At 66.8% G+C, this 24,043-nt stretch carries 21 protein-coding genes; 7 read left to right on the top strand and 14 right to left on the bottom strand.

What is annotated here, in order from left to right; genetic code table 11:
- Nucleotides 1-27: 27 nt before the first annotated feature.
- From QTH90_RS13940 to QTH90_RS13985, 10 genes are all read right to left on the bottom strand, one after another.
- Complete coding sequence (locus tag QTH90_RS13940; protein ID WP_286665138.1) at nt 28-1,230, bottom strand: acyl-CoA dehydrogenase family protein; 1,203 nt, start codon at nt 1,228-1,230, stop codon at nt 28-30.
- Nucleotides 1,231-2,349, bottom strand: a complete 1,119-nt coding sequence (phaC, locus tag QTH90_RS13945; RefSeq protein WP_286665139.1) for a class III poly(R)-hydroxyalkanoic acid synthase subunit PhaC — start codon at nt 2,347-2,349, stop codon at nt 1,231-1,233.
- Nucleotides 2,346-3,371 carry a poly(R)-hydroxyalkanoic acid synthase subunit PhaE gene (locus tag QTH90_RS13950; RefSeq protein WP_286665140.1) on the bottom strand — a complete coding sequence of 342 codons (1,026 nt, stop codon included), beginning with the start codon at nt 3,369-3,371 and terminating at the stop codon, nt 2,346-2,348. The genes phaC and QTH90_RS13950 overlap by 4 nt, the downstream gene beginning before the upstream one ends.
- A 20-nt stretch (nt 3,372-3,391) precedes the next feature.
- Nucleotides 3,392-4,174, bottom strand: a complete 783-nt coding sequence (locus QTH90_RS13955) for an SDR family NAD(P)-dependent oxidoreductase (protein WP_286665141.1) — start codon at nt 4,172-4,174, stop codon at nt 3,392-3,394.
- 18 nt (nt 4,175-4,192) lie between these two features.
- Nucleotides 4,193-5,842, bottom strand: coding sequence for an acyl-CoA synthetase (locus QTH90_RS13960; protein ID WP_286665142.1), 1,650 nt, complete (start codon nt 5,840-5,842; stop codon nt 4,193-4,195).
- A 4-nt stretch (nt 5,843-5,846) separates the two neighbouring features.
- Nucleotides 5,847-6,386 (bottom strand): carboxymuconolactone decarboxylase family protein, encoded by a 540-nt coding sequence (locus tag QTH90_RS13965; protein ID WP_286665143.1) that lies wholly within the window; start codon nt 6,384-6,386, stop codon nt 5,847-5,849.
- A gap of 61 nt (nt 6,387-6,447) precedes the next feature.
- Nucleotides 6,448-7,068 (bottom strand): protocatechuate 3,4-dioxygenase subunit alpha, encoded by a 621-nt coding sequence (pcaG, locus tag QTH90_RS13970; RefSeq protein WP_286665144.1) that lies wholly within the window; start codon nt 7,066-7,068, stop codon nt 6,448-6,450.
- Nucleotides 7,065-7,808: a protocatechuate 3,4-dioxygenase subunit beta gene (gene pcaH / locus QTH90_RS13975; protein WP_286665145.1), complete on the bottom strand. Its 744-nt coding sequence runs from the start codon at nt 7,806-7,808 to the stop codon at nt 7,065-7,067. The genes pcaG and pcaH overlap by 4 nt, the downstream gene beginning before the upstream one ends.
- Before the next feature lie 19 nt (nt 7,809-7,827).
- Nucleotides 7,828-9,240 carry an MFS transporter gene (locus QTH90_RS13980; protein WP_286665146.1) on the bottom strand — a complete coding sequence of 471 codons (1,413 nt, stop codon included), beginning with the start codon at nt 9,238-9,240 and terminating at the stop codon, nt 7,828-7,830.
- Between the two features lie 213 nt (nt 9,241-9,453).
- On the bottom strand, nt 9,454-11,352 hold the full coding sequence (locus QTH90_RS13985) for a bifunctional sugar phosphate isomerase/epimerase/4-hydroxyphenylpyruvate dioxygenase family protein (protein WP_286665147.1): 1,899 nt from the start codon (nt 11,350-11,352) through the stop codon (nt 9,454-9,456).
- 148 nt (nt 11,353-11,500) lie between these two features.
- Here QTH90_RS13985 and QTH90_RS13990 point away from each other — a divergent pair, with 148 nt between their 5' ends.
- A complete protein-coding gene (locus QTH90_RS13990; protein WP_286665148.1) occupies nt 11,501-12,298 on the top strand; it encodes an IclR family transcriptional regulator domain-containing protein in 798 nt (265 codons plus the stop codon).
- Here QTH90_RS13990 and QTH90_RS13995 read toward each other — a convergent pair.
- Complete coding sequence (locus tag QTH90_RS13995) at nt 12,295-13,143, bottom strand: shikimate dehydrogenase family protein (RefSeq protein WP_286665149.1); 849 nt, start codon at nt 13,141-13,143, stop codon at nt 12,295-12,297. The genes QTH90_RS13990 and QTH90_RS13995 overlap by 4 nt on opposite strands.
- 184 nt (nt 13,144-13,327) lie before the next feature.
- On the opposite strand from QTH90_RS13995, the gene QTH90_RS14000 reads away from it, so the two are divergent.
- Complete coding sequence (locus QTH90_RS14000) at nt 13,328-14,647, top strand: FAD-dependent oxidoreductase (protein WP_286665150.1); 1,320 nt, start codon at nt 13,328-13,330, stop codon at nt 14,645-14,647.
- Nucleotides 14,648-14,739: 92 nt separating this feature from the next.
- Here QTH90_RS14000 and QTH90_RS14005 read toward each other — a convergent pair whose 3' ends face one another.
- Both QTH90_RS14005 and QTH90_RS14010 read right to left on the bottom strand, forming a co-directional pair.
- Nucleotides 14,740-15,300, bottom strand: coding sequence for a hypothetical protein (locus QTH90_RS14005; protein WP_286665151.1), 561 nt, complete (start codon nt 15,298-15,300; stop codon nt 14,740-14,742).
- A gap of 7 nt (nt 15,301-15,307) precedes the next feature.
- Complete coding sequence (locus tag QTH90_RS14010; RefSeq protein WP_286665152.1) at nt 15,308-16,849, bottom strand: arylsulfatase; 1,542 nt, start codon at nt 16,847-16,849, stop codon at nt 15,308-15,310.
- Nucleotides 16,850-16,981: 132 nt separating this feature from the next.
- On the opposite strand from QTH90_RS14010, the gene QTH90_RS14015 reads away from it, so the two are divergent.
- The 5 genes from QTH90_RS14015 (at nt 16,982) to QTH90_RS14035 (ending at nt 23,554) form a co-directional block, all read left to right on the top strand.
- On the top strand, nt 16,982-17,407 hold the full coding sequence (locus QTH90_RS14015; protein WP_286665153.1) for a YidH family protein: 426 nt from the start codon (nt 16,982-16,984) through the stop codon (nt 17,405-17,407).
- Nucleotides 17,408-17,572: 165 nt separating this feature from the next.
- The gene (locus QTH90_RS14020) at nt 17,573-19,975 is read left to right on the top strand and encodes an arylsulfatase (RefSeq protein ID WP_286665154.1); all 2,403 of its coding nucleotides are present in this window, start codon (nt 17,573-17,575) and stop codon (nt 19,973-19,975) included.
- Nucleotides 19,976-20,150: 175 nt separating this feature from the next.
- Complete coding sequence (locus tag QTH90_RS14025) at nt 20,151-21,149, top strand: sulfonate ABC transporter substrate-binding protein (protein ID WP_286665417.1); 999 nt, start codon at nt 20,151-20,153, stop codon at nt 21,147-21,149.
- Between the two features lie 52 nt (nt 21,150-21,201).
- Nucleotides 21,202-22,539: an LLM class flavin-dependent oxidoreductase gene (locus tag QTH90_RS14030; RefSeq protein WP_286665155.1), complete on the top strand. Its 1,338-nt coding sequence runs from the start codon at nt 21,202-21,204 to the stop codon at nt 22,537-22,539.
- A gap of 1 nt (nt 22,540) precedes the next feature.
- Nucleotides 22,541-23,554, top strand: coding sequence for an ABC transporter substrate-binding protein (locus tag QTH90_RS14035; RefSeq protein ID WP_286665156.1), 1,014 nt, complete (start codon nt 22,541-22,543; stop codon nt 23,552-23,554).
- A 15-nt stretch (nt 23,555-23,569) separates the two neighbouring features.
- On the opposite strand, the gene QTH90_RS14040 is transcribed toward QTH90_RS14035, so the two are convergent.
- Nucleotides 23,570-23,950: a response regulator gene (locus QTH90_RS14040; protein WP_286665157.1), complete on the bottom strand. Its 381-nt coding sequence runs from the start codon at nt 23,948-23,950 to the stop codon at nt 23,570-23,572.
- Nucleotides 23,951-24,043 lie beyond the last annotated feature (93 nt).

Raw genomic sequence — 24,043 nt, forward strand, 5'->3', positions numbered from 1 at the left:
GGCGCTCGTCGTCCCAGTCGCCGCCGCTCACGCCTTGCCCCCGCCGAGGGCGTTACGCTTGATCTTCTTGGCCAGCGACCACTTGTGGACCTCGGTCGGCCCGTCGTAGATGCGGAAGGCGCGGACCTCGCGGAACACCTGCTCGACGATGGTGTCCTGCGTCACGCCGGTGCCGCCCATGACCTGCACGCAGCGGTCGGCCACCCTGAAGAGCGCGTCGGCGACGGCGACCTTGGTCATCGAGCTTTCGGTGGTGCCCAGGGAGCCGGTGTCCAGCACCGTGGCGCACCAGTCGATCATGAGCTCGGCCTGCTTCAGGTCGATCAGGTTGTCGGCCAGCATGAAGCCCACGCCCTCGTGGTCGATCAGCAGCTTGCCGAAGGCCTTGCGCCGCGTGGCATAGGCAGTGGCGATCTCCTGGGCGCGGGTGGCCGCGCCGTGCCAGCGCATGCAGTGCGACAGGCGCGCCGGCGAGAGCCGGATCTGCGCATAGCGGAAGCCTTCATCCACCTCGCCGAGCACCTGGTCGTCGCCGACTTCGAGGCCCTCGATGCCGACGATCGCGTGGCCGCCCGGCATCGAGCTGTCGATGGTGTCCAGCACCCGTTCGATGCGGATCGCGGGATGCGGCAGGTCGACCAGAAACATCGTCGCGCGCGTTGTCTCGGTGCTGCCGGTGCGCGCCATGACGATCCCGACCGAGGCGCCCTCGGCACCGGTGATGAAGGCCTTGCGCCCGTCGATGCGCCATCCGCCGCCCTGGCGCTTCGCCACGGTCTGCAGCATCGACGGATCGGAGCCCGCGCCGCCTTCCTCCGCAGGCTCGGTCATGAAGAAGGCGGAGCGCGCCTCGCCGCGCACCAGCGGCGCGAGGAAGCGCTCCTTCTGGACCGGCGTGCCGATCTTGCCGAGCAGGTACATGTTGCCTTCGTCGGGGGCCGCGGTGTTCACTGCCACCGGACCCAGTGGCGAGAGCCCGCTGCGCTGGAGCACCAGCGCCGTTTCGAGCTGGGACAGGTGGCCGCCATCGGCCAGGATGTGCGGCGTCAGCACGCCGGCTGCGCGCGCCTTGGCCCGCAGCTCGCGCACGAGCGCTTCGTCCGGCCCGTGGCGCGTGCGGCGCGGGTCGCGCTCGTACGGAATCACGACCTCGCGGACGAACGCCTCCACGCGCCCGGCGATGTCCTGGCTTCTTTCAGTGGGCACATGGCTGCCGCTGGGCGGGTTCATCTAGTTGCGCTCCCTCAGCCACTTGGCGATCGATGGCGCGAGCACCTTCTGCGCCTTGCCGCCGACGAAGGTGCCGATGTGTCCGCCGGGTACCGACAGCTCGCTGTAGTCGTCGGTGCCGAACCGGTCCTCCATGCCCTGCGAGCAGGAGACTGGGATGATCACGTCCCCCGTCGCATACACGTTCAGCACCGGCATGCGGATCTGGTCGAGATCGACGCGGCGGTTGCCGAGCATCAGCTCGCTCTTCACCAGCTTGTTGGCCTGGTAGAGGTCCTTGAACCATTGGCGCATGACCTCGCCGGGATGGCCGGGCCGGTCGGCGATCCATCGCTCCATGCGCAGGAAGCCCAGCATCTTCGATTCGTCGTCGAGCATGTCCACCAGCTCGGTCGTGTACTTCGTGGCGTTGCCCACGGGGTTCATCATCAGGAACGAGAAGCCGACCATCGCGCCGGGCGCGGTGCCCATGGTGTCGACCATCATGTCGATGTCCTCGGGCTTCAGCGAGCGGGCCCACAGGTTCATGTAACCGGCACCCGGCTCCGGATGGTCCATGTCGCCATGGAAGTCGAGCGGCGTCACCGTGAGCACGAGGTTCCTGATCTTCTGCGGGAACAGCGCCGCATAGCAGGTAGCGAACACGCCGCCCTGGCAGACGCCGAGCAGGTTGATCTTGTCGACGCCGTGCCGCTCGCGAATCAGGTCGACGCAATCGTCGAGATAGCCCGAGACGTAGTCGTCGATCGTGAGCCAGCGCTGGGCGCGCGTCGGCAGGCCCCAGTCGATGACATACACGTCCAGCCCCTCGGCCAGCAGCTTGCGCACGAAGGAGCGGTCGGGTTCCAGGTCGATCATCTGGTAGCGCCCGACCAGCGCGTAGGCCAGCAGCACGGGCACGCGCGCAGGTTTCTCCACGGTGGGCCGGTAGCGGTAGAGGCGCACCATGTCCTGTCGCCAGACTTCGTCCTTGGGCGTGGTGGCGATGGCCAGTTGGTCCTCGGTGTAGGCCGAGAGGCGCTGGCTGCCGCGCGTGAGCTTCTCGCTCACCTGTTGCATCTCGCGCAGGAGCGACTCGGGGGTGATGCGGATCGGCAGGGCTGCAGCGGGTTCGGTCATGATGCGGTGGCCTTCGTGCTGGTCTTGCGCTTTGCAGCGGGGGCGCGCTTGGCGGCGGCGCGCGTTGGCGAAGGCGTGCGCGCGATCCGGGCCGACGTGGCCGCTTCCGGCAGGGCGTCCATCGACGCGGCAACCCCGATGGATTTGCGCAGGCGCCGCATCTCGCGCTTGAGTTCCTGGATCTCGCGGTAGGCGTCGTCGACCTCGGCGCGCGTCGGCATGTTGAGCGCCTCGCTCGCGATGGCGACCACGCGTTGCTGTTGCTGGCGCGATTGCGTCGAAGCGCGCACCAGCCGGGCCGCAGCCTCCAGCGCCTTCGGCGACTGCATCGCTGCGTGCATGGCCTCGTCGGCCGAGCGGCTCCAGAGCCGCACCAGGCCCAGCAAGGACTCGACGGTTTCTCCCTTCTGGCCCATCTCGGCCAGGCGCGACAGCAATCCCTCGCTGCCCTTGGCCATCGCCGCGACGATGAGGCTCAGGTACTCCGATTGCGCCTGTTTCTTGGCCAGCGCCGCTGTCGCGAGGCCGCGCGCGGCGGCTTGCAGCTCGCGCGAGGGCGCGAGCCCGAAGGCATCGGCGAGGCCGCCGTAGGCACGTTCGAGGTTGAGCGACAGCGGCTCCAGCGCCTGCCCGAACATCGCCATCGGCTGGCCCATCAGGTTCCAGCCTGCGGCCGACGTGCCGCCCGACGACAGCGACTGGCCGGCGCCGGCCAGCGCTTCGGAGAGCTTCTGCAATTGACCCCGCATCTGTTCCTGGAAGGCGACGAAGGCCTCCTCTGGCTTCGGGTGCTGGAGCAGGGACTGGAAGTAGCCCTGGAACATCGGCCCCGTCAACTGCTGCATCATCGTCAGCGCCTGCGACACCTGGGGCAGGGGAAACGGCAGCGGTGCCGCATCGTCGGCGGGCTGCGCGGGCATGGGCGAACCCGCGCCGAAGAGGATCGGCAGCAGGTCGAGCCACCAGTCGTAGAGAGGCCCGGAAGCCTGTGTCGCGTCGAGATCGTCCTGGTCACTGGGCATGGGGGTTTCCTTGTCGCGGCTCACAGCGAGCTCACCAGATGCCCGCCGTCGACTGCGAGCACCGATCCCGTCATGTGCCGGCCGGCATCGCTCGCCAGCAGCAGCAGCGGGCCGTCCAGGTTCTCGAGCCGGCCAAAGCGGCGCGTCGGGATGCGCGAGCGCAGCTTCTCGCCCGCTTCGCTTTCGAGGAAGTCGCGGTTCAGGTCGGTGACGATGTAGCCCGGAAGAATCGCGTTGACGCGGATGTCGTAGCGCGAGAGTTCGAGCGCCATCGCCTTGGTCGCCTGCACCAGCCCGGCCTTCGAGACCGCGTAGGGGGCCACGCCGCCCGCCACGCGCTCGCCGAGGATCGATGCGATGTTGATGATGCTGCCGCCCTTCTTCGCGGCCACCAGCCGGCGCGCCGCCTCCTGCGCGACCATCCAGCCGCCCTTCAGGTTGGTGCCGACCACCGAGTCCCAGTCTTCCTCGGTGTGCTGCAACAGCGGCTTGGTGACGGTCACGCCCGCGTTGTTGACCACGATGTCGGCGGGCCCGCCAGCCGAGCGCTCGATCTCGTCGAAGCAGGCCTGCACGCTCGCCGCGCTGGTCACGTCGAGACTCACCGCGAGGCACTTGCCGCCGAGGCTGCCGATCTCCTCGACCAGCCCGCCTAGCTTGTCGGCGCGCCGCGCGACGACGATCAGTTCGGCACCCGCCAGCGCCAGGGTGCGCGCGAAGCGGCGGCCGAGCCCGCTGGAGGCGCCGGTCACCAGCGCGCGCCGGCCGTCGACCCTGAACATGCTTTCGATTCGGTCTGCCATGTGCTTGCTCCAGCTGGCTCAGAGGGACTTGGCCTGCTCGCGCAGCAGGAACTTCTGGATCTTGCCGGTCGAGGTCTTCGGCAGTTCGCCGAACACCACGTGCTTCGGGCACTTGAAGCTCGCCAGGTTGGCGCGGCACCACTTGATGATCTCCTCGGCCGTGGCAGGGCCGGCGTCGGGCTTGAGCGCGACGAAGGCGCAGGGCGTCTCGCCCCATTTCTCGTCGGGCCTGGCGACCACGGCGGCTTCCATCACCTTCGGATGTCGGTAGAGCACCTCTTCGACTTCGAGCGAGGAGATGTTCTCCCCGCCGGAAATGATGACGTCCTTGAGCCGGTCCTTGATCTCGATGTAGCCGTCCGGATGCATCACCGCCAGGTCGCCGGAGCGGAACCAGCCGTCCTTGAAAGCCTCCTCGGTGCCCTGCGGATTGCGCAGGTAGCCCTTCATCACGGTGTTGCCGCGGATCGCGATCTCGCCGACCGTCGCACCGTCGGCCGGCACCCGTTCGCCGGTCTCGGCATCGAGCACTGTGACTTCCTGCTGCGTCGGCATGGCCACGCCCTGGCGCGCCATCTTGCCCGCGCGCCCTGCGAGATCGAGGCCGTCCCAGTCGTGCTGCCAGGCGCACAGCGTGGCGGGGCCGTAGGTCTCGGTCAGTCCGTAGAGGTGCGTGACCTTGAAGCCCAGTTGCTCCATCTGCTCGATCACCGCGCTCGGCGGCGCGGCGCCGCCGGTCGCGACCTCGACCACGTGCGCGTAGCGCGCGGAGGGCTTGGCTGGCGAATGGATCATCATGTTCAGCACGATGGGCGCGGCGCAGAAGTGCGTCACGCGCTCGCTGCCGATCAGCTCGAAGATGCGCGCCGGCTCGACCTGGCGCAGGCAGACATGCGTGCCGCCGACCAGCGTCACGGCCCAGGTGTAGGTCCAGCCATTGCAGTGGAACATCGGCAGCGTCCACAGGTAGGCGGTGTCGGGCGTCAGGCCGAAGGCGAGCGCATTGCCCATGGCGTTGAGGTAGGCGCCGCGATGGTGATAGACCACGCCCTTGGGATCGCCGGTCGTGCCCGAGGTGTAGTTCAGCGCGATCGACTGCCACTCGTCCGCCGGCAGTTGCCACGCGAAGTCGGGGTCGCCCTGCGCGAGGAAGGCCTCGTAGTCGAGCTTGCCGACCGCCATCGCGTCCGGATGGCCGTTCTTGCCCGCGGGGTCGACGATGTCGATCACGAGCGGCGGCACCTCGACTTCCTTGAGCGCCACGCGCACCACTTCGGCGAAGTCGCGGTCCGCGATGAGCACCTTGGCCGCGCCATGCTTCAGGCCGAAGCCGATGGCCGGTCCGTCGAGCCGCGTGTTGATCGTGTTGAGAACCCCGCCGACCATCGGCACGCCGTAGTGCGCCTCCAGCATGGCGGGCACGTTGGGCGCCATGATCGCGACCGTGTCGCCGAGGCCGACACCGGCCCGGCTCAGGGCCGAAGCCAAGCGCTTGCAGCGCTCGTACAGCTCGGCATAGCTGATGCGCCGGTCGTCGTGGACCACCGCCACCTTCTGCGGATAGACCTTCGCGGCATGTTCCAGAAAGGTCAGGGGCGAGAGCGGCACATGGTTCGCCGCGCGGCGTTCCAGGCCTTCATCGTCGCGTGCTGGCGTGTCGGCGGCCATGGTGTCATTCCCCCGCGGCGTCGATGCCGAGCACGACCAGGAAGCGCGAGACCATGTTGTAGCCGGCGATGGTGCCCATCAGCTCCACCAGCTGCTGCTCGCCGAAGAGCACCCGTGCCCGCTCGATGATCTCGGGCCGCACGGCCACCTGGCGCGTCATGTCGAGCGTCAGGCGCAGCGCGGCGCGCTCGCGGTCGTCGAACAGCTCGGTGTCGTAGCAGGCCGAAGTGACGTCGTCGAGCGCGTCGAGCTGCGCCTGCGTGCCCTTGGCCGCGAGGAATTCCGGCGCATGCTGCAGCCACTCGTAGTCGGCGTGGTTGAGCCGCGCGACGGCGCAGATCGCCAGCTCGTTGATGTGGCGCGGCACCTGCATCTGGTTGCGGATGGCCGCGAACATCGAGTTCCACCCGCGTGCGAACTCGGGGCTGTGTAGCAGCATGCGGTCGAGATTGAGCAGCTTGCCGCTCGATCGTCGCGCGCGGATCGTCGCGACGAGCTCCGCCAGTTCGGGGTCGTCGGTGTTGCGATAGGCGATGTTGGGCATGGCGCGTCTCCTCGCGGGTTGTTGTCGGTTTCGGAGCGTTGCAGCGCGCGGGGCGCTTCGTTCAGATGTCGAAGAACACCGTCTCTCCCTCGCCCTGCAGGCGAATGTCGAAGCGGTAGACCACCGAGTCCCCGCGCGTCTCGCGCTGCGCGATCAGGGTCTTGCGGCGCACTTCCCACTCGATCAGGTTGAGCACCGGGTCCTTGGCGTTGGCCTCGGCTTCGTCGCTGAAGTACAGCCGCGTGTTGAGGCCCAGGTTGATGCCGCGTGCCACGATCCACAGCAAGATGTGCGGCGCCATCGGGCGTCCCTTGCGACCCTGCACGACGCCGGGCTTGATGGTCTCGAAGCTGTAGAGCCCGGTGTCGAAGTCGCTGCAGGCGCGGCCCCAGCCGCGGAAGGCCGGATCGATCTTCTTGCCCGGTTGCCGGTCGCCCGGATGGTTGTACTTGCCTTCGGCGTTGGCCTGCCAGCACTCGATCAGCACGTCGCGCACCGGCGTGTTCGAGCCGTCGAACACCGTGCCCTCGATGCGGATGCGCTCACCCTTCGTCTTCTGCGTGACCAGCACGTTGCCGAAGTTGTTCTCGAAGATGTCGAAGCCGGCCTGGTTCGGCGCGAGGCCGATGTGCACGTAGGGGCCCGCCGTCTGCGACGCGGTCTCGCGAAGTACGCCCGTCATTGCGCTTCTCCCTGAACGAGGTTCTCGAAGAGCGTGGCGCGCCGGCCTCGCAGCACGATGTCGAAGCGATAGGCCCGGCTGTCCAGCGGCACGAAGGCGCTCGTGTCCTGCATCGCGATCAGCCCGCGGATCTGCTCCTCGCTCGGCACGATGCGCAGGATGGGGCAACTGGCGATCAGCGGATCGCCCTCGAAGTACATCTGCGTGATGAGCCGCTGCACCCAGCCATCGCCGGAGATTGCGTAGTGGATGTGCGCCGGTCGCCAGTCGTTGACGCGGTTGCGCCACGGGTAGGGGCCCGGGCGGATCGTGCGATAGGCGTAGTAGCCGTTCGCGTCGGTCAGCATGCGGCCGCAGCCGCCGAAGTTCGGATCGAGCGCGCCGATGTACTGGTCCTTCTTGTGCCGGTAGCGGCCGCTGGCGTTGGCCTGCCAGACTTCCACCAGCGCATTGGCCACCGGCCTTTCATACTGGTCGCGCACGAAGCCGTGCACGATGATGCGTTCGCCGACCGGCATGCCGTCCTTTGCGGCATTCATGATCAGGTCGTTGTCGCGCGGGCCCAGCTCCTCGGCGCTGAACACCGGCGCGGTCACTTCCGACAGCGACTGCTGCAGCGAGATCAACGCGTTGCGCGGGCTGCGCAGCACGCTGGTCTTGTAGGCCGGCGCATAGGCCGGCGGGTGCGACGTGGTGTCGCGCATCGTGAATTCGTCGCCGGCGACGGGTGCTCTGGACATCGCTCGCTCCTCCACCGGGCTAGGCAGCCACGTTGGTCATCTTCGGCTTCTCGCCGAGGGCCTTTTCCCGGATACGGGCGTACTCGTCCTTGGGCACAGGCACCGCGGTCTTGTTGCCGAGATCGTTCAGGTGCACGCGGTAGGTTTCGCGTGCGGTCCAGGCCGAGATGGCCGCCACGACGCAGATGGCGAGCGTGATGAGGCCGATGGTCATCGGGATGTTGACGGCCCCCGGAGGTGCGACCGTCACGAACAGCACCGGCAGCAGGGCCGTCACTGCCGTGCCCAGGTTCTGCGAGATGGCCATGCCGGAGACGCGGGTGCGCGTCGGGAACATCTCCGGATAGAAGCTCGGATACACGGCGTTGTAGCCCTGGTAGACCACGCCCCACATCAGCAGCGACATGACGATCGCCATCGGCACGTTGTGGATGCTGATCGCGTAGAGGTAGGCGAAGGACAGCAGACCCGAGGCCAGCGCGCCGATGATGATCGGCGGCCTGCGGCCGATCTTGTCCGACAGGTTGCCCACGAAGGGGATCACCAGCACGGCGACGATGTTGCCCATCACCGGGATCCAGAGGTACACGTCCTTTTCGAAGCGGATGCCGTAGCCCGGCTGCACCGCGTAGGCGGCGCCGAAGATGGTGGCGACCACCGGGATCACGTTCATCAGCGAGCAGAGCATCACGCGCAGCATGTCGCGCCAGCTTTCGGTGACCGCCTGGATCACAGGTGCCTTGGGCACGCCGCCCTCGGCGCTTTCTTCGGCAAAGGCCGGTGTCTCCTCGACTTCGCGCCGGATGATGTAGCCGGCCACGATGACGATGAAGCTCATCAGGAACGGAATGCGCCAGCCCCAGGAGTTGAAGGCCTCCGCCGGCATGTAGTGCGCCAGCGGCAGGAACACCGCCGCGGCCATGATCTGGCCGGCCTGCACGCCTTGCAGCGTGAAGCTGGCGTAGTAGCCTCGCCGGCCGAAGGGCGCGTGCTCCAGGATCATCGAGCTTGCGCCGGAGATCTCGCCGGCCACCGCAAAGCCCTGGATCAGCCGCAGCACCACCAGCATCGCCGGCGCCCACAGGCCGACCTGGGCGTAGGTCGGCAGCAGGCCGACGGCCACGGTCGAGAAGCCCATCAGGAACATGCAGATGACCAGCACCATCTTGCGCCCGTGCGTGTCGCCCCAGTGGCCGAGGAAGAAGGCGCCGATGGGCCGCGCCACGTAGCCGACGCCGTAGGTCGCCAGCGACGCGATGATCGCGACCTTGGGGTCCGAACTCGGAAAGAACACCTGCGGGAAGATCAGCGCGGCGGCGGTCGCATAGATGAAGAAGTCGTAGTACTCCAGCGCCGAGCCTATCCAGCCGCTGGCTGTGGCCTTCTTCGTCTGATGCGTGCCGTGCGGCTCGTGGTCAGTTGCACTTGTCATTCGATGTCTCCAAGGTCGACTTGCCGATTGGGAATTTCGGGCTGCCGACCGGCATACGGCAGCCTGCATGACAGAGCAGGGGTCCAGTGGACGTTAGTCCTGATGCGGGGCCACCGCAATACAGGTCATGCGCTCCACGCTCGCCCTGCGGACAACCTGTCCGGTGATCGCTTCAATCAAGGGTGATCCCTCATGGGGAGCCCGGCGCGGCGATCAGCCCGCGCCGGCCTGCTGCGCTTGCGATGCCATGCGTGCCGGTGCGTTCAGTGCGCCGTAGGCGTCGTACGCGCCGGCGCGCTGGACGATCTCGAAGAAGAACCGGTCGCCGAAGCTTTCCGTGTAGATGTGGAAGTAGTCGCCATCGGGCGTGCGGTCGAAGAGGATGCCGAGCGCGCGCATCCGTTCGAGCACCGGCGCTGCGATGTCGAAGCGCGTGGCCAGGTCGTCGTAGTAGTTGGCGGAGATCGGCACGAAGGGTGTCCCGCGCTGGCGCATCCGCTCGACGGCGGCAAAGATGTCCGCCGAGCCGAAGGCGATGTGGTGGACGCTCCCGCCGCTGCCGCTGGACGCCACGGTGCGCGCCGTGCGCGTGCGCTGGCTCAGCGAGACGTTGAGCACGAAGCGCAGCGTGCGGTCCGCATTGGCCAGGCCGCTGCTGCGGATCAGGCCGAAGGGGTCGGCCAGCTCCAGGCTGTCGCCTGGCGACAGTCCCAGCACGGCGCGGCAGAACAGCACCCAGCTGTCGAGCTGGTCCTGGGCGAGCCCGAGCGCCAGGTGGTCCACGCATTGCAGAAGCGGTTCGCCTTCGCCGGCATCGGCGTCGGGGATGAAGTCGACCTGGTCGAAGCCGACGGGGGACGGGTCCGGCACGAAGTGGATCACCGTGCCGCCGGGCGCCACGATGGCCGGCAGGCGCATCTCGTGCTGTCCGATCGGGCTGTCGAAGCGTGCCGAGAGCAAGGCCGCGGCGCGGCTGGCCGCCAGCTCCGCATCGGCCGTCCCGAGCCCCAGCGCGTAGACCGACGGACCCTGTTGATCGAAGCGCTGCCGCGCCAGCGAATCGGGCTGCGCATTGACCACCAGGCGGATGTCGCCCTGCGCATACAGGGTGGCCTGCTTGCTGCGATGCCGGCCGGCGCGCCGGAACCCCATCTGTTCGAGCACGGTGCCGAGCGCGGCCGCAGCAGCCTCGTCCACCGCGAACTCCAGGAAGCGGAAGCCCGTCAGCCGCGGCATGGCGGGCGGATCGAACAACTCGACGCGCGCCGCCGGCGTGGCCTTCGCCGGCGCGGACGCCAGACGCGACCGGACTTCGCTTTCCAGCAGGAGCAGCGAGCGCATCGCGTCGGTCGCGGTGCGGCGGTTCGGCGTCTCACGGAAGATGTCGTTGAAGATCTCCAGCGACAGCGGGCCCGTGTAGCCGGCGCGCAGCACGACCTCCAGGAAGCCCACCATGTCGAACTGCCCCTGGCCGGGGAAGTTGCGGAAATGCCGTGCCCACTGCAGCACGTCCATCGCCAGCCGGGGCGCATCGGCCATCTGCAGGAAGGCGATCTTGTCGCCCGGGATGTCCGCGATGCCGGACGGATCGTCATTCAGCGACAGCGTGTGGAAGCTGTCGAGGATCAGGCCGAGGTTCGGATGGTCGGCCCGCCGCACCCGCTCCCAGGCCTGGCCGAAGCGGTTGACGTGGCGGCCCCAGGCGAGCGCTTCGTAGCCGATGCGCAGGTTGCGCCGCGCTGCGCGCTCGGCCAGCTCGCGCAGCTGCTCGGCGGCGAGATCGGCCTCGCCGAGCGACAGGGGCGACGTGTTCGAGCACACCAGCACCAGCGGCGCGCCGAGTGCTTCCATCAGGTCGAACTTGCGCTCGGCCCGGTCCAGGCTGCGCTCGAACTGGGCCGGCGGCATGCCCTCGAAATCCCGGAACGGCTGGTACAGGTCGAGGCTGAGGCCCAGGTCGGACAGCATCGTCCGCAACTCGCTGGCGCCGCCGGAGAACTGGACGAAATCGGGCTCGAACAGCTCGATGCCATCGAAGCCCGCGGCCGCGATGGCTTCGAGCTTCTGGCGCAGCGTGCCGCTCAGCGAGACCGTGGCGATGGAGCGGTGCATGTCGATTCCCTTGGTAGAAGTCCGGAGGACCCGAAGCGGAGGACAAGCGTAACGAGCATGCCATTCCGGCACAATGACTGCGCCTTGCGCACTGACCGCTTGGCGGCCGCACCCGTCCGATCAACGTTCGTTTAGATGGTTTCTACGGATGTCCGCACATGCTTCCTCGACGAGTTCGACCGATGCTTTCCCGATCGAACCGGAAGACCACATCGAAGGCCTGGCCCGCGGCCTCTCGGTGATCGAGGCCTTCGATGCAGCGCATTCGCGCATGAGCGCCTCCGAGGTGGCCGCGCGCACGGGACTGTCGCGCACCGCGGCGCGCCGCCATCTGCTGACGCTGTGCCATCACGGCTATGCCAACACCGACGGCAAGCTGTTCTGGCTGACGGCGCGGGTGCTGCGGCTCGGTGAGAGCTTCCTCGATGCGGCGCGGGTGCCGCGGCTGGTCCAGCCCGCGATCGAACACCTCTCGGCCCGCACCAGCGAGACCGTCAACGTGAGCGTGCTGGAAGGCCACGACGTGGTCTATATCTCGCGCAGCAACAGCCCGCGGCTGGTGTCGGTCGGCTTCTACCCCGGCTTGCGCGTCGCGGCCCACGTGGTGACGCCGGGGGTCGCGCTGCTCGCAACGCTCGACGACAGCAAGCTGCAGCGCTGGGTCGGCGAGCATGTGTTCACGGCTTACACGTCGAAGACGGTGACCGATCCGGCGGTCTTCCTGCAGCACGTCCGTGCGGCCCGGGAGCTCGGGTACTGGATCATCGAGGAACACCTCGACCCCGCCCTGCTCGGCGTCGCCATGGCCGTGCGCGACCGGCGCGGCGTGGCCGTCGCCGCGATCAGCATGACGCTGCAGATGCACTCGTGGTCGCGCGAGCAGGTCATCGCGAGGCTGGTGCCGGTCCTGAGCGAAACCGCACAGTCCCTGCGGCCTCTGCTCTAGGGGCCGAACAGCGCGCGAACGCCCGACAGGTCCGCGGCGACCTCCCGGGAAATACCCTCCATGCCGAAGAACGAAAGATATTCGGGCACTTGCTGGATCAGCATCTCGAAGCCTGTATAGGCCCGGATGCCGCGTGCCTCGCACGCGCGCAGCAGTGGCGTGGGCTGGTTCTTCATCAGGATGTCGACCACGCTGGCACCGGCGTCCAGCCGCGCGACGTCGAAGGCCAGCGGATCGCCGGGGTCGAGCCCGAGCGGCGTGGCGTTGATGACCAGGTCGTAGCCGGCAGGATCGGGCGTCGCGACCGACACCACCTCGCATCCGAAGCGCTCTTGCAAGCGTCCAGCCACTTCGATCGCCGGGCCGGGATTCCTCGCGGAGAGCGCGACGCATCCGGCGCGGCGTGCCGCCAGCGAGGCTGCGATCGCGACGCCGGCGCCGCCCACGCCCACCACGAGAATGCGCCGTCCTTCGATCGGAATCGCCCAGTGGTCCAGGGCCTTGGTGAAGCCCACCCCATCGAACAGGGCGCCTTCGATCGACCCGTCGGCGTTGCGCCGCGCCGCGTTGACTGCGCCGGCTGCAAGCCCCAGGGCATCGCAATGGTCCAGCAGCGGGATGATGCTGCTCTTGTGCGGAATCGTGAGCCACAGGCCGTCGATGTTGTGCGCCTTCAAGGCCTGCGTCACGAAGGCGGCGAAGTCGGCCGGCGACACATGGGCAGGGACCAGCACCGCGTCCACGCCGTGTTCACGGAAGAGGTGGTTGAAGGCCTGCGGAGCCTTGACCTGCGCCACGGGGTCGCCCAGGATGAGGAAGACGCGTGTGCTGCCTGAGATGTTCATGGGCCGGCCCCGAGGTGAAGGTGGTCGGCGGCAGATTAGCCGGCGCGAGGGTGCGAAACAAGAAGACCGGGCCCGCGCTGCACGATGACCGCTGGAAGTGCGCGCCCTGCGCTCGAATCGAGGGTATCCACCAACGCAACGCTGACCTACCATCGGCCCTTCGCATGTCCCCAGGGAGCGCCGGATGAATGCACCAGAGCCTTCGAGCGATGTTCCGCTGGACCTCCTCATCATCGGTGCGGGCATCGGCGGGGTGATGAGCCTCTACTACGCGCGCAAGGCGGGCTTGAACGCGTTGCTGGTCGAGCGCCAGAACGTGGTCGGGGGTCTCTGGGCCACGCTCCCGCCGTGGCAGGACATCCAGTTTGGCCGTTGCGACTGGACCTTGGGCGATCTGCCGATTGCCGGCGAGGACCAGGCCAGCATCCGCGACAACATCCAGGCATGGGTCGAGCGCTTTGGCCTGGCCAGCTCGATGCGGCTCGGCATCGAGGTCACGCGCGCCAGCCGCATCGGTGACGAATGGGTCGTCGAGACGGCGGAAAGCACCTTCCGCGCGAAACATCTGATCAGCGCGACCGGCGCTCACAACCGACCGTTCATCCCCGAGCCCGAGCGGGAGTCCGTCACGCTGCGTGAACTGCATTCATCGCAGTTGCGCGAAGCGTCGGATCTTCGAGGACGCGACGTGGTCGTGGTCGGCGGCGGTGCGTCCGCCTATGACTTGCTCGACCTGTGCTTCGAGCACGAGGCGCGCCGCGTGATCTGGGTCTACCGGAACCCGCGCTGGATGATGCCGAGTCTCAAGCCCAAGAACGAGGCGGGCAGCCCGCGCAGGATGGCCAAGGCCCAGATGGAGGGTGCCAGCGTCGACCAGCTCAGCGTTGGGTTTCATGCGGAGCTCGTCGCCCGCTATGCCAAGTTCGGACTCCAGGACATCCAGCCCGAGGACGCATTCGATCTGGGGCGTCATCAACTGATCCCGGCGCGCTGGCGAATGATCGGGAACTTCCCGAAGATCGAGCGCCACCGTGCCGAAGTGGCGCGAATCCAGGGCCGCACCGTGACGCTCTCGACGGGCGAGACGGTGGATGCCGATCTGCTGCTCTGGGGCACGGGCTACGAGATCGACCTCAGCTTCTTCGCGAACGAAGCGCTGTCCGGCATCCGCCGGCATGAGGAACTGGTCGCGCAATGCGGCTGCGGTGTCCTCGCGATGTCGGAGCCTGGCCTCTACTTTCTGGCCGCGGGGCTCGAATCGACCGGCGTCGCGCCCTGGTCCTACGCGATGCTGGCCCGCACGCTCATGTCGCACCTGCGCGGCGAGGCCACGCTGGAGCCCGTGCCGCTCACGCGCAAGATCAACCACTTCCACTACGTGCCGTTTCTGGCCGCACGCGATCCCGTGAATTTTCCGGCGGGGCGATGGGAGGAGGAGTTTCGCCAACTGGCACTGCTGCATCCGCCGTTCGAGCCGCTGCCGATCCCGGACTGGACGAGATGAATCTGGAAGCAGTGGCTCCTGCAGTAACAAAAACCTCATATCGTTACTTGCGGCCGCCTAGGCGTCGAGCAGGTAAACGCAGTACAGGTAGATCACCGGGAATTCTCGTTGCCGGAGCTCATCTCTTTCTCTCCCGCATGCCGGTCCAGCAGGAACATGGCGAGCAGCCTGCGTTCGCCCAACGCTTCAGACAGCATCTGGAAGGCGAAGTAGGGGATGAGCACCAGCACGAGGATGAGGATGCCGGCCAGCGTCTCGGCCAGACGCGCGCCGAACAGTTCGCTCAGGGAGTCGCCGATGGTGCGGTGGTGGAACCAGCCCACGATGATCTCCTCGATGAGCGTCAGGACGCACAACAGCAGCGCGAAGGCCAGCGCCTTCTGCAGCGTCGGCCAGATCAGCGGGCCTCGGGTGTTGTGCTCCCCGATCTTCAGCGCCTTGCCCACCAGCATGAATTTGGCGAGCAACAGGGCCTTCACGATGGCAACGCCCCAGTACGCCAGGTCGATGCCGTGATCGCGAAGTACGGCGGCCTTCATCACGTTCACCGTGGCGATGACGACGAAGAGGTAGGCCGTGATGATCGCGACCTCCTTGAGTTCGTTGATCGCCCGCTGCCGCGACGAGGCCTTGGGCTGGATGGCGGATCCCATGGACGTCTCAGGTGCCGCTGCCGCGACTTCCTGCCTGCAGGAGTTGTAGTGCCTTTTCCACGCTCAGCGAGCCCGACACCTGGCTTGGCGGGTAGTCCCTGAAGGTGCCGAGGAACTGCCCGACGATGCCGACCGCGGGAATCATCGTCCAGAGCTTTTCGCCCCACCAGCGGCCATACAGAAGGCTTTCGCTCTGGTAACGCTCCCACGGGTCCTGGCGCAGATTGGTCACCAGCGGAACGTTCGTCGAATCCGGCTTGCCGTTGAAGAGATTGCCCTCGATGGTCTTGAAGCTCACCTTCCAGGCCTGGTAGCGCACCGCCATCAGGTCGGCGTTGTCACTGAAGTAGAAGAACTCGTGACGCGGTCCCGGCGCTTCACCCTTGAAGAAGGGCATGAAGTTGTAGCCGTCGAGATGGTTCCTGAAGCTTTTCTCGCCCGCCTTGTAGCCGGTGAGGAGCTTCTCCTTGACCGCGGGCTCGCCGGCGGCGGCCACCAGGGTCGGCAGCCAGTCCTCGGCCGCCATGATGTCGTTGACGATGGTGCCGGGCTTGATGACGCCGGGCCACCTCGCCAGCATGGGGACGCGGAATCCGCCTTCGAACACCGTGCCCTTCTCGCCGCGGAAGGGATGGTTTCCGCCATCCGGCCAACTGAAGATCTCTGCGCCGTTGTCGCTGGTGAACATGACGACGGTGTTGTCCGCGATGCCTTCGTCGTCGAGCTTGCGAAGAATCTCGCCGACGGCCCAGTCCAGTTCCATCATGGCGTCGGCGTACAGGCCGAAGCCGCTCTTGTCCTTCCACTTGTCCGACAGGTGCGTCCAGACGTGGCAGCGCGTGGAGTTGTGCCAGAGGAAGAACGGCTTGCCGGCCTTCACCGAGCGGTCGATGAAATCGACTGAACGCCGTACGAGTTCCGCGTCGACGTCCTCCATGTTGAACCTCGCCGCCGGGTCCATGCCCGGATGCGGAGGCAGCGGCCCGGCATCGTTGATCTTCTGCTTGCCGACTCTTCCCCAGCGCGGCTCTTCGGTGGGGTCATCCACGTCGGTGGCGAAGGATTCGATGACGTTGCGCGGGCCGAACTGCTCGTGGAAGCCCGGCATCTTCGGGTACTCGCCGTCGTAGGGTTCTTCCATGGCATTCAGGTGATAGAGGATGCCGTAGAACTCATCGAAGCCGTGGACCGTGGGCAGGTATTCGTTGCGATCGCCCAGATGGTTCTTCCCGATCTGCGCCGTGGCGTAGCCGAGGGGCTTGAGCAGTTCGGCGATCGTCGGGTCCTTGTCCTGCAGGCCTTGCCTGGCGGCGGGCATGCCGACCTTCAACAGGCCGGTTCGAAACGGCGTCTGACCCAGGATGAAGGCAGCCCGCCCCGCGGTGCAGGACTGCTGACCGTAGTAGTCGGTGAACAGCGCGCCTTCGTCCGCGATGCGGTCGATGTTCGGGGTGCGGCCGCCCATCATTCCGCGGTGATAGGCACTGAGATTCCAGATGCCGACATCGTCGGCCATGATCATGACGATGTTCGGGAGCCTGTTAGCCATGGTCTCTCCAGTTGGTGCGGATGCGCGCCAGCGCATGCTGACAGAACAATGCGCGCTTGGATATGGCCCCAGGGGCCATGGACGCAGGCCACGCAAGCATGCATAGTGGCGGCAGAACTCCTCCTGAACGACATGCCTTCCATCCCCCCTCCCGTGCCTGCCGCGCCCAGGGAGAAGACATCCAACGAGTTGGCCCAGGAGCGCACCGACCTGGCGGTCGACCGCACGCTGATGGCCGCCGACCGCTCGCTGATGGCCTGGGTCCGCACCGGCCTGTCGATGATCAGCTTCGGTTTCACCATCTACAAGATCATCGAAGGATTCCAGGAGCAGGGCGGCCACGCGCACAACGTCAACATGGCGCGCAACGTCGGACTCTTCCTGACGGGTCTGGGCACGGTGGCAATCCTGATCGGCACCATCGAGTACTGGTACCGGCTCAAGGGCCTGCGCCAGAGCAAGGTGTTCCGGCTCTGGCAGCCCTCGTTCGTGATCGCCGTGGTCATGTCGGTCGCGGGCCTGCTCATGTTCCTCGGCATCGTCTTCCAGTTCCTTTGAGCGGTGCGCCTGCGCGCGAAGCGCGGGCTCCTGTGGCGCTCCGACGGCGTTCCGAGTAGGCTTCGAAGTTCCCCCGAAAGGCGGCACTCGAGGGGGAGGCATAACGGTTCGGGGAGCGCGCTGGCGATGTGCATCTGCTCCACCGATTCAACCGAGGAGAAGCTCGTGAGCAATCCAGCCAAGCCGAAGCCCCGCGCTTCGGACGATGGGAAGATCCGCACCCATCTCCCGATCCGCAACACATCGAGACCCGGGCTCGTCACCTACGACGCGAAAGACCCGGACACCCGGTTTCCGCCGATCGACCAGCTGCGTCCGCCCAAGGGGGCGCCCAATGTGCTGATCGTGCTCATCGACGATGCGGGCTTCGGGTCGTCCAGTGCGTTCGGCGGTCCTTGCCAGACGCCGAATGCCGAGAGGCTGGCAGCGGGCGGCCTGAAGTTCAACCGCTTTCACACCACCGCGCTCTGCTCGCCGACCCGGCAGGCCCTGTTGACCGGCCGCAACCACCACTCCTGCGGCATGGGCGGGATCACGGAGATTGCCACCGGCGCGCCGGGCTACAGCTCGGTGTTGCCCAACTCCATGTCGCCGCTGGCGCGGACGCTGAAGCTCAATGGCTACTCCACCGCGCAGTTCGGCAAGTGCCACGAGGTGCCGGTATGGGAGACGAGTTCGGTCGGGCCCTTTGATGCGTGGCCGACCGGGGGCGGAGGCTTCGAGTACTTCTACGGCTTCATCGGCGGCGAAGCCAACCAGTGGTACCCGTCGCTGTACGAGGGCACCTCGCCGGTCGAAGCGAAGAAGACGCCCGAGCAGGGCTACCACCTGATGGAAGACATGACCGACAAGGCCATCGCCTGGATCGCGCAGCAAAAGGCGCTCGCACCGGACAAGCCGTTCTTCACCTACTTCGCGCCCGGCGCCACCCATGCACCCCACCACGTGCCCAAGGAGTGGGCGGACAAGTACAAGGGCAAGTTCGACCAGGGCTGGGACAAGCTGCGCGAGGAGACGTGGGCGCGCCAGAAGGCGCGGGGCGTCATACCGCCAGACTGCGAACTGACCGCGCGCCACGAGGAGATCCCGGCGTGGGACGCCATGCCCGACGCGCTCAAGCCCATCCTGCGCCGGCAGATGGAGGTCTATGCGGGGTTCATGGAGTTCACCGACCATCACGTGGGCCGGCTACTGGACTACCTCCGGAAGCTCGACATCCTCGACGAGACACTCGTCTACTACATCGTCGGCGACAACGGGGCGTCCGCCGAGGGCACGCTGAACGGCGCCTACAACGAGATGGCCAACTTCAACGGGCTGGCGGCACTGGAGACGCCGGAGTTCCTCATGGAGCGGTACGACAAGCTGGGCGGTCCGGAGTCGTACAACCACTATGCGGTGGGCTGGGCGCATGCGATGAACACGCCCTATCAGTGGACCAAGCAGGTCGCTTCCCATTGGGGCGGGACGCGCAACGGCACCATCGTCCATTGGCCGAACGGGATCGACGCCAAGGGCGAGTTGCGCTCGCAGTTCCATCACGTGATCGACATCGCGCCGACGATTCTCGAAGCGGCGGGCCTGCCGGAGCCTGTCGCCGTGAATGGCGTGCCGCAGGACCCGCTCGAAGGCGTCAGCATGCTCTATGCGTTCAACGACGCGAAGGCCGGCGAACGGCACGAGACCCAGTACTTCGAGATGTTCGGCAACCGCGGCATCTATCACAAGGGCTGGACCGCGGTCACCAAGCACGGCACGCCGTGGGTCCTGGTGGGCCGCAAGACCGTTCCGTTCGACGACGATGTCTGGGAGCTCTACGACACGACGACGGACTGGAGCCAGGCCAGGGATCTGTCGAAGCAGATGCCGGACAAGCTCCACGCGCTGCAGCGCCTGTGGCTCATCGAGGCGGCGCGCTACAAGGTCCTGCCGCTGGACGACCGGGTCGTCGAGAAGATGAACCCCGACACCGCCGGGCGGCCGGTGCTGATCAGGGGCAACAACCAGCTCCTGTTCGGCGGCATGGGCCGCCTGTCGGAGAACTGCGTTATCAACGTCAAGAACAAGTCCCATTCGGTCACCGCCGAGATCGAGGTGCCGGATACAGGGGCGCAAGGCGTGATCATTGCGCAAGGCGCCAACATCGGCGGCTGGAGCTTCTACGCGAACAAGGGCAAGCTCAAGTATTGCTACAACGTGGCGGGCGTGAACCACTACTTCGTCGAGTCCGCTGAAGCACTCCCGGCCGGGAGGCACCAGGTGCGCATGGAATTCGCCTACGCGGGCGGCGGGCTCGGCAAGGGGGGACAGGCGACGCTCTTCGTCGATGGCAAGAAGGTCGGCGAAGGGGCGATCCCCATGACCCAGTCCATGGTCTTCTCCGCTGACGACGGCTGCGACGTAGGCGAGGACAGCGGCGCCCCCGTCTCACCGGACTATGGCCCTCAGGGCAATGCCTTCAACGGGCGCGTCATGGGGGTGCAGCTCGACATTGCCGAGGCCGCCGAAAGCGTGGATCACTTGATCTCGCCGGAAGAGGCCATCCGCATCGCGATGGCGCGGCAGTAGGGGAGCGTTGGCGATCCTGCGGACCGGCGGACCTTCGCGGTGCCGCTCGCCTGCGTGGCCGGTGCCGCGAGCCGTCGGTTGATTTGGCTATATGCAGCTGACTTAACGGTCGTTCCACTTCCGCATGGCGCTCCTGAAAATCGCGGCCGTCTCCATTGCCGATTCCAGGACTTTCATGCTTTCTCTTTCGACCTCCGCCCGGCGATCGTTGCGCGACCTCGCGCTCAGCGCGCTGCTCGTTGGTGCCGCCGCGCTGCTGGCCGGCCTGCTCGCCGCGACGCCGGCCCATGCGCAAGCCGGCAAGGGCGAGCTTCGCATCGGCTATCAGAAGTCGGCCAGTCTCTTCGTGCTCCAGAAGGCGCAAGGCTCGCTGGAGAAGAAACTCGCGCCGCTCGGCTTCGGCGTGAAGTGGGTCGAGTTCCCGGCCGGCCCGCAACTGCTCGAAGGCCTCAACGTCGGTGCGGTCGACGTCGGCTATGTGGGCGAGGCGCCCCCCATCTTTGCGCAAGCAGCGGGCGCGCGCTTCGTCTACTTCGGCTACGACCCGGCCGCGCCGCGCGCCGAGGCCATCCTCGTCACCAAGGACTCCCCGATCAGGTCGGTGGCCGACCTCAAGGGCAAGAAGGTGGCGCTCAACAAGGGCAGCAACGTGCACTACCTGCTCGTGAAGCAACTCGAGAAGAACGGCCTGAAGCTCAGCGACATCCAGCCCGTGTACCTGGCGCCGGCCGATGGCCGTGCCGCCTTCGAGAGCAAGAACGTCGATGCCTGGGTCATCTGGGATCCGTTCCAGGCCGCCGCCGAGAAGGCCACCAGCGCCCGCGTGCTCGCCGACGGCGCGCCCGACGTGGTCAACAACTACCAGTACTACCTGGGCGAGCGCGGCTTCGTCACGAAGAACCCGAAGGTCATCGAGGCGCTGTTCGAGGACTCCGTCGCGCAAGGCATCTGGCTCAAGAAGAACCTGCGCCAGGCGGCAGAGCTCATTGCGCCGCTGCAGGGCCTGCCGGTCGATGTGGTCGAGCTCGCGCTGCGCCGCTATGAATTCAACGTCAAGCCGATCACCGCAGCCGTCGCGGCCGACCAGCAGAAGATCGCCGACACCTTCTTCGAGCTGAAGCTCATCCCGAAGGCGATCAAGATCAGCGACGCGGTCGTGGTGGAAAAGCCATGAGCACGCCGCCCCGCACCACGGAGCCGCATCCGACGCCTGGCCTTCAAGCCCGATGAGCGCGACGCAAAGGCGGATGCACCTCGGCGCCTTCTTCTTCGGCGTCGGTCATCATCTCGCGGCATGGCGTCATCCGGATGTCGATCCGGGCGCGGCCAGCCGCATCGAGTCGCTGAAGGAGTGGACGCGCATCGCGGAAGAGGCCCGGTTCGACGCCATCTTCTTCGCCGACAACGTGGGCCTGCCGGGGCCGCCGGATGCCGTGGTGGCGAAGAACGCGCTGTGGTATCCGCTCGACCCGCTGATCACGCTTGCGGCGCTGTCGCAGTCCACCACGCACATCGGGCTGGTGGCGACCGTGTCGTCCACCTACCTGCCGCCCTTTCACCTGGCGCGCAAGTACGCGTCGCTCGACCAGGTCAGCCACGGCCGCAGCGGCTGGAACCTGGTGACTTCCGGCAGCGATTTCGAGGCGCGCAGCTTCGGCCTGGACCAGCAACTCGGCCATGCGCACCGCTATGCGCGTGCCCACGAGTACGTGAAGATCGTCAAAGGCCTGTGGGACAGCTGGGAAGACGATGCCTTCATCCACGACAAGGCGGCCAACCGCTTCTTCGACACCGCCAGACTGCATCGCGTCGCACACGAGGGCGAGCACTACAAGGTGCATGGCGCGCTGCAGACGCCGCGCGCGCCCCAGGGCTATCCGGTGCTGGTGCAGGCCGGCTCTTCCGGCGACGGGCAGGAACTCGCAGCGGCGACTGCCGAGGTGGTGTTCACGGCCCAGCAGAGCGCGCAGGAGGCGAGGGCGTTCTACAGCGGCCTCAAGGCGCGGCTGGCGGCCCACGGCCGCACGCCCGATCAGCTGAAGATCCTGCCGGGCATCTCGCCCTTCGTGGGGCGCAGCCAGCAGGAGGCGCAGGACAAGTTCGACCAGCTCCAGGCGCTGATCGACCCGGTGCTCGGCGTCGGCCTGCTGTCCACCTTCCTCGGCAATGTCGATCTCACGGGCTACGACATCGACGGACCGTTTCCGCAGGACCTGCCGGTGACCGAGGGCTGGAGGAGCCGCCAGGAACTGTTCGCGGGGATGGCGAAGCGGGACCAGCTGTCGATCCGCCAGCTCTACGAAAAGGTCGCGGGCGCACGCGGGCACTGGACCCTCGTCGGCACCGCGGAGTCGATCGCGGACCAGCTCGAACACTGGTTCACCACTGGCGCGGCCGACGGCTTCAATGTGCTGGCGCCCACGCTGCCGCACGGCCTGAAGGACTTCGCCGATCTCGTGATTCCCGAACTCCGGCGGCGGGGACTGTTCCGCACCGAATACGAGGGCACGACCCTGCGCGAACACCTCGGGCTTGCGCGTCCCGTTCATCGAAAAGGCCATTGACATGCGTTCATCCATCCTTGCGCGCGCGCTCGCCGTGTGCGCTGCTGCCTTTCTGGGCCAGGCACCGCTGGCCGCCCATGCCGAGGGCAAGATCAGCATCGCCCAGCAGTTCGGCATCGGCTACCTGATCCTCGACGTGGCGCGGGACCAGCAACTGATCGAGAAGCACGGCAGGCAGCAGGGCATCGACATCCAGGTCGAATGGGCCAGCATCTCGGGCTCCACCGGCATGAACGAGGCGCTGCTCGCCGGCTCGCTCGACGTGGTGTCGGCAGGCGTGCCGCCGATGCTCACGCTCTGGGACCGGACGCGAGGCAGGCAGAACGTCAAGGCCGTGGCGGCATTGGGCTCGCTGCCCAACTACCTGTTGTCGAACAGTCCCGCCGTGAAGACGATCAAGGACCTCGGCGAGAAGGACCGGATCGCGGTGCCGGCGGCGGGTGTCGGCTTTCAGTCGCGCACCCTGCAGATCGAGACTGCGCGCGTCTTCGGCAAGGACGACTACAAGCGCTTCGACAACATCTCGGTGAGCCTGCCGCATCCCGAGGCCACCGCGGCGCTGATCGCGGGCGGCTCGGAGATCAACACGCATTTCTCGAGCGCGCCGTTCTACTACCAGGCACTGGCGGCCAACAAGAACGTCCACAAGCTGATCAGCTCCTACGACATCCTCGGCGGGCCGGCCACCTTCAACGTGCTCTACACCACGCAGAAGTTCCACGATGAGAACCCCAAGACCTACAAGGCGTTCTACGCGGCGCTGGTCGAGGCCTCGGAGATCATCAAGGCCGACAAGGCCAAGGCCGCGGACATCTTCATCCGCGTGCAGAAATCCAGGCTCGCGCCAGAGCTCGTGCGACGCATCGTCGAAGATCCGGAGAACGATTTCACCGTGTCGCCTCACCGCACCTTCGTCTATGCCGAAGAGCTGCAGAAGCTGGGCGTCGTGAGGAACAAGGCGAACTCGTGGAAGGACTACTTCTTCGAGGAAGCGTACGCGCAGCCGGGGTCGTGACGACGGCAGGGGCCGTCACTGCGGACCGCGGTGCCAGCTCAGGCAGTACTCGAAGAATTCTTCGAGCTCCGTGGACTTGTCGAACACGCGGTCTGCGCCGGCATCCTTGCATGCAATGCGTGTGGCCTGTGTCGGATAGTTGGTGAGCACGACCACGCGCTGATTGGGCTCGCGCCCGTTGCACCACTGGACGACGCCGACGCCGGTGCCCTGCTTCAGGAAGAAGTCGACGACGGCGAGATCCCATTGGCCCTTGTGCTTTGCCAGCCAGCGGATCGCTTCGTCTTCGGATTCCGCGGTGGCCATGACGCTCGCGGAGCCGAGATCCGCGAGAGCGGGGATCAGGTTGTCGCGGATCTTCTGGTTGTCTTCGACGAGGAAAACGGAGAGGGGCATGACGAATCCCTATTCTTGTTGGCCTCAGGCTAGTTCCCCGATCAAGAGAAGGCCGTGGGCGCCGAAGCCCCATCCGGGTAGGAGGGTTTCGAC

It is taken from the genome of Variovorax flavidus (genome assembly GCF_030317145.1).
Classification (GTDB): domain Bacteria; phylum Pseudomonadota; class Gammaproteobacteria; order Burkholderiales; family Burkholderiaceae_C; genus Variovorax; species Variovorax flavidus.